General features: G+C 70.4%; 9 protein-coding genes. 8 read left to right on the forward strand and 1 reads right to left on the reverse strand.

The window, feature by feature from the left end:
* Nucleotides 1-519 precede the first annotated feature (519 nt).
* The 8 genes from ACIA73_RS27840 (at nt 520) to ACIA73_RS27875 (ending at nt 10,834) form a co-directional block, all read left to right on the forward strand.
* Nucleotides 520-933, forward strand: a complete 414-nt coding sequence (locus ACIA73_RS27840) for a hypothetical protein (RefSeq protein ID WP_399441488.1) — start codon at nt 520-522, stop codon at nt 931-933.
* A gap of 424 nt (nt 934-1,357) precedes the next feature.
* A complete protein-coding gene (locus ACIA73_RS27845) occupies nt 1,358-1,666 on the forward strand; it encodes a hypothetical protein (protein WP_384346002.1) in 309 nt (102 codons plus the stop codon).
* 185 nt (nt 1,667-1,851) lie between these two features.
* Nucleotides 1,852-2,703 carry a hypothetical protein gene (locus ACIA73_RS27850; protein WP_399441489.1) on the forward strand — a complete coding sequence of 284 codons (852 nt, stop codon included), beginning with the start codon at nt 1,852-1,854 and terminating at the stop codon, nt 2,701-2,703.
* A complete protein-coding gene (locus ACIA73_RS27855) occupies nt 2,693-4,078 on the forward strand; it encodes a hypothetical protein (RefSeq protein ID WP_399441490.1) in 1,386 nt (461 codons plus the stop codon). The genes ACIA73_RS27850 and ACIA73_RS27855 overlap by 11 nt, the downstream gene beginning before the upstream one ends.
* Nucleotides 4,075-5,625, forward strand: a complete 1,551-nt coding sequence (locus ACIA73_RS27860; protein WP_399441491.1) for an SCO6880 family protein — start codon at nt 4,075-4,077, stop codon at nt 5,623-5,625. Before ACIA73_RS27855 ends, ACIA73_RS27860 begins: the two co-directional genes overlap by 4 nt.
* 66 nt (nt 5,626-5,691) lie before the next feature.
* Nucleotides 5,692-7,125, forward strand: coding sequence for an ATP-binding protein (locus tag ACIA73_RS27865; RefSeq protein ID WP_399441492.1), 1,434 nt, complete (start codon nt 5,692-5,694; stop codon nt 7,123-7,125).
* A 1-nt stretch (nt 7,126) separates the two neighbouring features.
* On the forward strand, nt 7,127-9,034 hold the full coding sequence (locus tag ACIA73_RS27870; protein WP_399441493.1) for a type VI secretion protein: 1,908 nt from the start codon (nt 7,127-7,129) through the stop codon (nt 9,032-9,034).
* A 246-nt stretch (nt 9,035-9,280) separates the two neighbouring features.
* Entirely contained in the window at nt 9,281-10,834 is a 1,554-nt protein-coding gene (locus ACIA73_RS27875) for an amidohydrolase family protein (RefSeq protein ID WP_399441494.1), read from the forward strand.
* An 86-nt stretch (nt 10,835-10,920) separates the two neighbouring features.
* Here ACIA73_RS27875 and ACIA73_RS27880 read toward each other — a convergent pair whose 3' ends face one another.
* Nucleotides 10,921-11,487 (reverse strand): GNAT family N-acetyltransferase, encoded by a 567-nt coding sequence (locus ACIA73_RS27880; protein ID WP_399441495.1) that lies wholly within the window; start codon nt 11,485-11,487, stop codon nt 10,921-10,923.
* Between the last annotated feature and the right edge of the window lie 128 nt (nt 11,488-11,615).

An 11,615-nucleotide genomic window follows, 5' to 3' on the forward strand; every position in this document is an offset into this window, starting at 1 on the left:
CGGCTACACCTGAAGGGTCTGGAGGCGCTCACCCACCTCCAGACCCTTCACCCGTCCGCGTGACCCCCACCCGAACACCCACCGCACCCCGGCCGCACCCCGCTACGTTCCGCCCATGGTCAGCTCATCGCACGACGCGAGGCGATGCATCGCATCTTCGAGGCCGCTCCGGAGCTCGTCCCCAGCACGCCGGGAATCCCGCGCTCCCCGGCCCCGTGCACCCCCTCCCCACCCCTGATAGCCCGCTTGGGCGGCGGGGCCGCATGCCCCCTCCCATCCCTTCACTCCCGGTAGCCCGCTTGGGCGGCGGGGCCGCCCCCCGGGGGCGGGACGGGCGGGCAAGGGGGCGGCCCCCGACGGAGTCGCCACCCACCCCGCCCCGGCCTACCCCGGTCCCGGTTCACGCCCCCACGGCGGAGGCCCGCTGCGCGGGACTTCACCCCACCCCGCCCCTTCCCGAAACTGGGGGCAAGCCCCCAGACCCCGACAAGGTGGCGGGCCCTCCAGGGGTGGGTGGGGATGTGGCAGGTGAGTGAGGGCTGGTCGCGCAGTTCCCCGCGCCCCTCGAAAGGGGCCCACAACGCCCCCGTCGACGACGACACCGCAAGCACCTCCATCGAGTACACCGAACAGAGCCTGGGTTCCAGCCCGGCAGCCCAAATCTGGAGGGACCTGATGGCAGTAGACCTCTCCCACTTCGTCTCGGAAACCTCACAGAGGCTTCGCCGCGAGGGCAAAGCCGAGGGAAAGGCCGAGGGCAAGGCCGAGGGCAAGGCCGAAGCCCTCCTGCATCTGCTCGCCATGCGCAAGCTCGCCGTCTCCGACGACGTCCGCAGCCACGTACTCGGCTGCACCGACACCGCCGTCCTCGACCTCTGGTTCGAACGCGCCTACACCGCCACCTCCAGCGACGACCTCTTCGACGAGGCCTGAGCGAGGCCTGAGTGCCACAGGCGTACCGAGGGGAGCCCGCAGCCGCAGTGGCCCGGGCTCCTTCGCGCGTACGGAACCACCACGCCTCCCCACCCACGCCCACGGCTCTGCCCACGGCTCCGCACGCGTAGACGCCCGCACCCGGCCCCCCTCGCCCCCATAACAAGGCAACGGTGCCTAACGCCAGTCATTGCCCGGAGTCACCCTCCGTGATACACAGAGTGACCATACGGGTTTTCGCATACAACCGACCGGTCACCCCCTCCGCGCCGCAGGTCAGAGCGGTGGAGTCGACCATGCGTGCGGATACCAGCTAAAGAGAGCCGCCAAGTCGACATACCGGGGCGGTTTCATCAGCGAAGATAGGGCGATGCTCTCTGCCGTCCGGCAGACGGGCGAACTACCCAACAGGGGCGGTGACTTAATGATCCTGGCAGCCGAAAAGGGCGATATCACCACCATCATCGGCGGAATCGCACCGAACTGGGGGCCGTTCGGGAGTCTCGGCAGCGAGGCCCGCATCATGATCGAGGTCGTGATGGCCGTAGCCATCCTGCTCTGCCTCGGCATCGCCATCTGGGGTGCGGCAAAGCAACGGATCGGCGCGACGGCACTGCGCGACACGTTCAGCGCGGAGCAGGGCAAGGGCCTGATCGTCGCGGGTCTGACCGGCGTCTTCATCATCGGCTCACTCGGGACGCTCTTCACCATCGTGTACGGAATGGCCGTCTAGCCACCTCTCCCCAGTCCTCACCGGGCGTGCCCGGCCCTCCCCCTGAGGTTGCGTTTCCTGATGACGAGTCACCACACCGCGCCCGCGCGGGATTCGGTCCCGCTACCGTCTAAGCAGTACGTACACGCATACGAGTGCGGCGACGACGACAAGGGACCGCGAAAGGCTGAGGGGGCGTACGCGGCATGAGCCTCGGTGAGGACAACGACCGGAGGGGAACCGACGACCCCTACACCACGATGGGCGGCACCCGTCAGACGCGTACCCGCATGCCGGACGAGGCGTCGGGCCCGTCGGGCCGGGGCCGTGGAGGCCCGCGCGCCTCGCGGTCGATGATCTCGGTGGTGGCGGTGGTGGTGGTCCTGATCGCGGCCATCGCGTTCGCCAACAGGGGGACGGACACGAGCCCGGGCGAGGACGAAGGGAAGAAGGGGGCACCTTCTTCGGACTCGACGGCGGCGACGGGCGAGAAGCCGGTGACGGGCCAAGCAGGCTCGGTGCCGAGCGGATACGAACACAACGTCCAGGGCGCCCAGAGCGCAGCCGCAAACTTCGCCGTCGCGCTGGTGTCCGCAGACATCCTCAAGCCGGACCGCCGTCGCGACATCGTGCCGCAGGTGTTCATCCCGGCCAAGGTCGACGAGCTTCAGGCCAAGTTCGACAAGGCGTACGACAAGACGTTCCTCGACAAGGTCGGCCTCGACGCCAACGGCAACGCCGCTGAGGGCAAGACCTACGTCTCACGCACCGCTCCGGTCGGCACCAAGGTCACCGCGTCTTCAGATTCCACCGCGACAGTCGAGGTCTGGTGCACAGGCGTATTCGGCACGGCCGGCGGCGGAGCCGAAAGCAACCCGGTGACCAATGACTGGTTCACCATGGTCTTCAAGCTCCAGTGGCACGAGGACGACTGGATGGTCGAGAGCTACTCCCAGAAGGAGGGCCCTGCCCCCGTCAACGCCGACCGTAGGGCCTCCGACGCAGATGAGATCGCCAAGGCAGTCGAGGAGTACGGAGGGTTCACGTATGCCCGATAGCCCGCGCCGCGCGCTCACGGTCGCCGGAGTTCTGGCTTCAGTGCAGGTCACCGTCGTCGTCATGTCGGCACGCGCCTTCGCCGCCCCCACACCGACACCGTCGCCGTCCGCCCCCTCCAGTAACTGCGACCTCATCGTCGGCCCCGCCAAGGAATACTGCGAACGCGGCAACGCCACCCCCGGCACCACCCCCAACGCCCCCACACCCCCCACCGACTCCGCCCTAGACCCCCTCTCCTCCCTCGCCAAAGGCTGTGCCGACGCCGCCGCCTGGATCGTCGGGAAGCTCAGCGAGGCGGTGAAGTCCACCGCCAACGTCGACTTCACCAACCCCAAGTTCCTCCAGCAGTACGCCGTCGTCTTCGCCGCATCGACCGTGCTCACCCTCGTCCTGTGGCTGCTGGCCGTCGCCAAGCGGGCCATGCGCGGCGTGCCCCTCTCCACCGCCGTCTCCGAGGCCATCGGATTCCTGTGGCTGACCGTCCTGGCCTCGGCGTTCACCCCCCTGATCCTCTACACCGTCGTCTCGGCCACCGACGGCGTCACCCGCGTCATCTCCTCCGCGTCCGGCGGCCAGACCGACGTCTTCTTCGGGTCGTTCGCCGAGGCGCTGCAGAAGCGCGACTCCATCGGCGGCGGCCCGATCATGCTGATCGTCGTCGCCCTGGTCACCATCCTCGCCGCGGGCGTTCTCTGGCTCGAACTGGTCATCAGGGCCGCCCTGTTGTACGTCGGTGCCCTGCTCGGCACCATCGTCTACGCGGGCCTGGTCGACAAGAACCTCTGGGGCCACGTCCGCCGCTGGGCGGGCATCATGATCGCCGTGATCATGATCAAACCGGTGATCGTGATCGTGCTGGGCCTGGCCGGCGCCCTCTCCACGGGGGACGGCCCCAACGCCTTCTCCGCCGTCGTCTCCGGCCTCGCGATCATCCTGCTGGCCATCTTCGCCTCCGCGATGATCTACCGCTTCGTGCCCGGCTTCGGTGACGACATCGCCGCCGCCAGCGCCAGCCGCAAGCAGGTCACCGACGGCGCCCGCGCCTCCGCGGTCCTCTCCTCCCCCGCCAACCTCGTCTCCCAGGGCATCAAGACCCACAGCAGCCGGGGCGGCGGCGGTGGCGGCACCCCCGCCCCCCGCCAGGCCTCCACCGCCACGGCCAGCGGCGGTATCGCCGCCCACAGCAGCCGGGGCGGCGGCTCCTCAACCGGAAGCGGAAACGGAGGAACCGGAGGCGGTAACACGAGCGCCCTCCCGTCCGCCGCCCCCTCCGCCCGCAGCAACAGCACCCACAGCAACCGCGGCAGCGGGAACACCGGAACCTCCGGCTCGCCCCACAGCCACCGCAAGGACACAGGAGGTGGAGGGCGGTGACCACCCAGTCCCACCCGATCACGCCCCGCCGGACGTATCTCATCGGCCGGGCCAGGCCGAACGCGATCGTCGGCAAGAACCGCGAGACCGGCGAGATCGCACTGATCATCGCCGGCGGGTTCGTCGGCATGATGTGCGGACTCCTGGTCCCCACCCTCTCCCTGCGCATCCTGCTGCTCGTCGGTTTCCCGCTGATCGCGCTGATGGCGGTGTACGTGCCGTACAAGCACCGCACCTTCTACAAGTGGTTCGAGATCAACCGGAGTTACAAGCGGAACCTGCGCAAGGGAACCACGTACCGTTCCCAGGCGATGGACGCGGGCGTGAAGGGCGACGGCCGCGAGGTCGAGATCGGCCCGCCGCCGGGCATCGGCCGGATCAACTGGCTGGCCGCCCCCTTCGGTCCCGACGAGATCGCGGTACTGCTGCACGCCGACCGGCGCACCGTCACCGCCGCCATCGAGATCGAGGGCCCCGGCGTCGGCCTGCGCGACAGCGAGGACCAGGAAGCCCTGGTGGACCGTTTCGGCACGCTGCTCAAGCACGTGGCTAACGGCGACGGCTTCGTGACCCGCCTCCAGATGCTGGCCCGCACCCTGCCCGCCGACCCGGACGCGCACGCCAAGGACGTCGCCCAGCGCGGCGACCACAACGCGCCGGGCTGGCTGAGCGACTCGTACGACCAGCTCCAGTCGATGGTGTCCACCTCCAGCGAGCAGCACCGCGCCTACCTGGTCGCCTGTATGCACTACACCCGTGAGCTGGCCGCGGAGGGAGCCGCGATGGCGCGGGCGTCCCGGCCCAAGGGTCAGCGGAAGCTGGACAAGGACGCCGGTCTGGCGATCGTGATGGCGCGCGAGCTGACCGACATCTGCGCCCGTCTCGCCGAGGCGGACATCCGGGTACGTCAGCCGCTCGGCCAGGGCCGGCTGTCCTCCCTGGTGCACTCCATGTACGACCCGGACCACCCCATAGACCACATCCAGGCGATGACCAAGCGCAACGCGTGGCCCGCCGAGCTGGACGCGATGGAGCCGACGTACCTCCAGGCGAAGACCCGCGAGTCGCTGACCCGCGAGCCGTGGTGCCACGCCACCGCCTGGGTGAAGGAGTGGCCGATGACCCCGGTCGGCGTCAACTTCCTCGCCCCGCTGCTCGTCCACACCCCGGACGTGATCCGCACCGTCGCCGTCTGCATGGACCTCGAACCCACCGAGGTCGCCATCGAGCGGATGCTGACGGAGAAGACCAACGACGACGCCGACGCCTCGCGCGCCGCCAAGATGAACCGCACCGTCGACCCCCGTGACATCGCCGCCCACGGCCGCCTCGACCAGCGCGGCGAGGACCTGGCGTCGGGCGCCGCCGGGGTCAACATCGTCGGTTACATCACCGTCTCCTCCCGCAGTCCCGAAGCACTCGCCCGCGACAAGCGCACCATCCGCGCCTCGGCCGGCAAGTCCTATCTGAAGCTGGAGTGGTGCGACCGCGAGCACCACCGCGCCTTCGTGAACACGCTCCCGTTCGCCACAGGCATCCGTCGCTGACCCACGCGCCCGTCGCCGGCCGGCCCGGACCCGCCGATCGGCCCAGCTCCCCCGAAAGGACAGACCATGCGAGACCCGCTGTCCGCAGCCACGGATGCCTTCACCAGCTTCCTCTTCGGCAAGGTCGAGACGACGCGCCTGCCCGTCCGTACGTCCACCGGCCAGGCGCAGGCGGTGTACCTCCCGACGGCCGCGCCCGGACTCGGCGACTCGGGCGTGATCATCGGGCGTGAGGTCTACAGCGGCAAGGGTTACATCTACGACCCCTTTCAGCTGTACGGGCAGCAGCTCCCGGCCCCGCACTGGCTGGTGCTCGGCGAGTCGGGCAACGGAAAGTCGGCGCTGGAAAAGACGTACGTACTACGGCAGTTGAGGTTCCGTGACCGCCAGGTGGTGGTACTCGACGCGCAGGGCGAGGACGGTGTCGGCGAGTGGAACCTGATCGCCCAGCAGCTGGGCATAACCCCCATCCGCCTGGACCCGATGGCCGCCCTCAACGACGGCATCCGGCTCAACCCGCTCGACCCGGCCATCACCACCACCGGCCAGCTGGCCCTGCTCCGTACGATCATCGAAGTCGCCATGGGCCACGGCCTGGACGAACGGTCCGGCTTCGCCCTCAAGGTCGCGCACGCGTACGTCAACTCGACGATCACCACCCGCCAGCCCGTCCTCATGGACATCGTCGAGCAGCTCCGCCACCCGAAGCCGGAGTCGGCCGAGGCGATGAACGTCGACATAGACGACGTACGCGCCTGGGGCCTCGATGTCGCACTCGTCCTCGACCGGCTGGTCGACGGCGACCTCCGCGGCATGTTCGACGGCCCGACGTCCATCGGCATCGACCTCGACGCCCCACTGATCGTCTTCGACCTCTCGCACATCGACCGCAACTCGATCGCGATGCCGATCCTGATGGCGATCGTCGGCGTCTGGCTTGAGCACACCTGGATCCGCCCCGACCGCGTCAAGCGCATCTTCCTGGTGGAGGAGGCGTGGCACATCATCAACTCCCCCTTCGTGGCACAGCTCTTCCAGCGGCTGCTGAAGTTCGGCCGACGCCTCGGCCTCTCCTTCGTCGCCGTCGTCCACCACCTCTCGGACGTCGTCGACGGCGCGGCGGCCCGCGAGGCGGCGGCCATCCTGAAGATGGCCTCCACCAGGACCATCTACGCCCAGAAGGCGGACGAGGCCCGCGCCACCGGCCGCGTCCTGGGCCTCCCACGCTGGGCCGTGGAAATCATCCCGACCCTCACCCCGGGCATCGCCGTCTGGGACGTCAACGGCAACGTCCAGGTCGTCAAACACCTGATCACCGAAGCCGAACGCCCCCTCGTCTTCACCGACCGCGCCATGACCGAGTCCTCCCTCGCCCCCAGCCCCGAGGACGACTTCCTCAACGACGAAGCCCGCGCCGCCGACTGGGAAGCCGAACAACGCGCCGCCCTCATCGAAGCCCAAATGTCCGAGGTGGAGTCCTCCGACGCAACGGTGGCCTGACATGCCCCACCCCCACCCCACCCCACCAACCCTCCTGGCCGCCGTCGCCCCCCTCCCACTCCTGGTAGCCCGCTCGGCCGTCGGGGCCGCCCCCCTCCCGCTCCTGGTAGCCCGCTTGCGCGGCGGAGCCGCCCCCCTCCCACGCCTGGTAGCCCGCTTGCGCGGCGGAGCCGCCCCCCTCCCGCTCCTGGTAGCCCGCTTGGGCGGCGGGGCCGCCCCCCGGGGGCGGAACGGGCGGGCAAGGGGGCGGCCCCCGACGGAGTCGCACCTCTCGCTCCCGGCCCACCCCGGCCATGCCCACCCCGGCCACGCCCACCCCGGCTACGCCCATTACGGCCCCGGCCCCGACCCCGGCCGATACAGCGACCCCTCCCGCCGCCACGGCCACACCCACCACCAACACCCCAACCACCCCCGCCCCGAACGAGGAATCCCCGACGGCCTACTCCTCGCCCTCCTCACCTTCGTCCTCGGCCTGGCCCTCCTCACCTGGACCGCCACGGGCCTCTCCGGCCTCTTCTCCCACGGCGCCTGGCCCAAGAACGTCACCTTCCCCAACACCCCACCCGCCATCCGGCAACTCCTCACCGCCCCCACCGACCTGGCCTCCGCCTGGCCCGCCACACCCCCCTCCCAGCTCTCCGGCTACGGCCTCTTCTGGGGCCTGTTCATCGGCCAACTCCTCATCCTGATCGTCCTCACCATCTTCATCCTGGGCACCCTCACCCGCTGGCGCCTGGTCCGCGCCCAAGCCCGCGAAGCCCGACGCGAGGCGGCTTACCGCGACCGGACTCCCCACGCCCCCGACACCCCCGACACCCCGACAGAGCACACCGCCCAGCCTGCGCAGCCACCCTCCACCGCCATCCCTCAGCCCGCCGAGCCGGCAGACCCGCACCCCACCGCCACCCCTCGGCCGACCCAGCCGCCGGACACCGCACCCCCACCCCCACTCCCGTCCCACACCCACCCCCGTACCCCCGCCTTCCCCATCACCCCCCTCCACCCCCGCACCACCCACCGCTCAACCGCCGTCCAGACCCTCCTCGACGCCCCCGGCCCCGCCCTCCTCCTCACCTCCGACCCCACTCTCTGGTCCGAGACCAAGGACGCCCGCGCCAAACTCGGCCCCGTCCTCCTCTACGACCCCACCCACCTCTGCGACACCCCCGCCCGCCTCCACTGGTCCCCCACCTCCGGCTGCGAGGACCCCGCCACCGCCGCCGCCCGCGCCCGCGCGATCCTCACCCCGATCCGCCCCCGCGCCAAGGCGGACACCGCCACCGCCGACACCGCCGAAACCCTCCTCGCCAGCTGGCTGCACGCCGCCGCCATAGACGGCCGCCCCTTCAAGCAGCTCCTCCGCTGGGCCCAGGGCCACGCCTCCCACGAAGCGGTACGCATCCTCCGCACCCACCCCAAGGCCCGCCCCGGCGCCGCAGGCCTCCTGGAGTCCGCCCTCACCTCGCACCCCGAACGACGCGACATGGCAACCCAGTTGACCATCCGCGCTTTCTCCGCCCTCTCTTCGATCCACATCCGCGAATCTTGCACCCCTAACCGAAACGATTCGCTCACCTTGGAATCATTTGTGGACGAGGGGGGAACGCTTTATGTGGTCGGTGAAGCAATCGAAGATCCCCGCACCCGGGCCTCGGGGCCGGGCGCGATGCCCCTGCTCACCGCCCTCGCCTCAGACGTGGTCGAGCACGGCCGCCGCATGGCCGCACGGTCATCCGACGGTCGGCTCGACCCACCAATGACGCTTGTTCTGGACGATGTCGCGGCCGTGGCTCCGCTTCCCCAGCTCCCGGAGCTCCTCACGGCCGGTCAGGGTCAAGGTCTCCCGACCCTGGCCCTGCTCCGTTCCCAGGAACAGTTCAATTCCTGCTGGCCACAGGGCAGTTGAGGTCGGCACCACCCCCGAAGGTGCACCCACCTCCACCCGCAACCGGCCCCCCACCCCCACTGCCCCACGCCTTCGAACCCGGAAGAGTCAGGGGGGGGGCCCCCCGCCCCCCCCCCCCCCCCCCCCCCCCCACCCCCCCCCCACCCCCCCCCCCCCCCCCCCCCCCCCCCCCCCCCCCCCCCCCACCCCCCCCCCCCCCCCCACCCCCCCCCCCCCCCCCACTCCGCACCGGCAGAAGAGGCCACCATGCCCACCCGACGCCAAGCCCTCACCACCGCGACCGCCCTGACCGGCGCCGCTCTCCTCCCCGCCACCCCGGCCTCAGCGGCAACTCCCACCACTCGTACCGCAGCACGCCCCTCCACCCCCAGCACCACCCTCGCCCTCACCCACGCCACCGTCATAGACGGCATCAACGACCGCCCCCAGCACGACCGCACCCTGATCCTCCGCAACGGCCGCCTGGTCCGCTCGGGCCCCAGTGCCCAACTGAGTCCCCCACCCGGCGCCCGCGTCATCGACCTCACCGGCAAGTACGTCATCCCCGGCCTGGTCGAGTCCCACATCCACACCGGCGACGGCCAGGACGGTTACACCCCGCCTCTCTTCCCCCTGACCGGTGTCACCGCGGTCCGCGACATGTGGGGGACCGCCACCCAGCACACCTGGCGCGAGAAGATCCAGGCCGGCTCCCTCCTCGGCCCCCGCTTCGTCATAGCCAGCCCGATCATCGACGGCCCGCCCTCCATCTGGGCCCGCGACCTCGGCCTCCCCGTCATCGAGGTCACCGACGCCAAGTCGGCCCGCGCCGCCGTCCGCCGCGTCAAGCGCGAGGGCGCCGACTTCGTCAAGGTCTACTCCCGGCTCTCCCCCGAGGCGTACGCCGCCATCGCCGACGAATCCCGCTCCCTCCACATCCCCTTCGCCGGCCACTGCCCCGACACCCTCCCGATGACCCACGCCGTCGCCTCGGGACAACGCTCCATCGAGCACCTGCACGCCATACTCCTGGCCACCTCCTCCCGCGAGAGCGAGATCCGCGAAGGCCTCGCCCAGGTCCGCATCGACCCCAACGACCCCTCCAGCATTTCCCGTTACGCCAGCTGGTTCCGCCAGATACACCCCCTCGAATGGCAGGCGATGCGGTCGTACGACAAGGGCCGCGCCCGCCGTCTCTTCGACACCCTCGCCGCCCACGGCACCCGGGTCGTCCCCACCCTCACCGTCCACCACGCCCTGGAACGCACCGCCGACCTCCCCACCTCCGCCGACGAATGGAAGTACCTCCCCGCCTGGCAGGTCGCCTCCTGGCCCGCCACCTGGGACGGCCTGACCGGCTCCCGCTCCCCCGAGGACACCGCCCGCATCCGCCGCCTCTACGACCACCGCCTGCACCTGGTCGCCGAAATGCACCGCGCGGGCGTCCAGCTCATCGCCGGCACCGACACCGGCACCGGCTACTCCGTCCCCGGCTTCTCCCTCCACGGAGAACTCCGCCTCCTCGTCGAAGCCGGCCTGCCCACCCGCGACGTCCTGCGCTCCGCCACCACCGCCGCCGCCGACCTCCTCGACCTCCCCAAGGGCCGCCCCGCCGACCTCGTGATCCTCAACGCCAACCCCCTGACCGACATCACCCACACCCGCCGCATCCACTCCGTCGTCAACGCGGGCCACTACATCGACCCCACCGACCGCACCCGCCTCCTCGCCGCCGTGGAAAAAGCCGCCGCCGCCAGCACCCCACCCGAGGGCCCCTCCCCAATAGCCACCCCAGGCTGCCCCTGCAACGCCCCGCACTGAGCCTTCTTCTCCCGTACGACACGACAAAGGGCCCGGCCGCACTCGCGACCGGGCCCTCATCCCCACACCCCACTACTCACAACTGCTCAGCCGAGACCGGCCGGCCTCCGCACCGCCATCTCGATCTCGTTCTCGTCCGCCCGGTCGCCCTCCATCGGAACGGTGTGCCCGGTCCGCTCGAAGCCCACCTTCCGGTATAGCCCCTCGGCCCGCGCATTCCGCTCGTGCACAAACAACCGCACCCGCTCGATCCGGGGCACTTCCAGCGCGAACGACCATTCCACCGCAGCCCGGAACAACGCATCCGCAAGCCCGGCCCCCCGTGCCTCGGGCCGCAGGAACACCCCCACCACATGGGTCTGATCGACAAGCGCGGCGTCCGCAAAGGCCCCACCGGACCCGGCCCGCTCGACCATCACCGTCACGGTGCCATCCCACCGACCGTCCGGAGTCTCGGCCACGAGCTGCGCAATGGCAGTCCCCTCGGCCGCGCCCTGCGCACGCTCCTGCCAGTGCGCATCAGGCTGGCCGACGGCATTCTCGTACGTATCGAGAAAGGCAATCGAAGCCGCCGGATCCTGCAACGCAGCCAGCCGAAGCTCCCGGGACTTCTTCCATTCATCGGCACGTATACGACGTATGAGGTGTTCCATACGCCGATGCTACGGACCCCGTTCCACCCTGTAAACGCAGAAAAGCCCCGCACCAGTTTCCTGGTGCGGGGCTTTCCCACAATAATTGTTCGGCGGCGTCCTACTCTCCCACAGGGTCCCCCCTGCAG

The organism is Streptomyces sp. NPDC051561 (genome assembly GCF_044454195.1).
GTDB lineage: Bacteria > Actinomycetota > Actinomycetes > Streptomycetales > Streptomycetaceae > Streptomyces.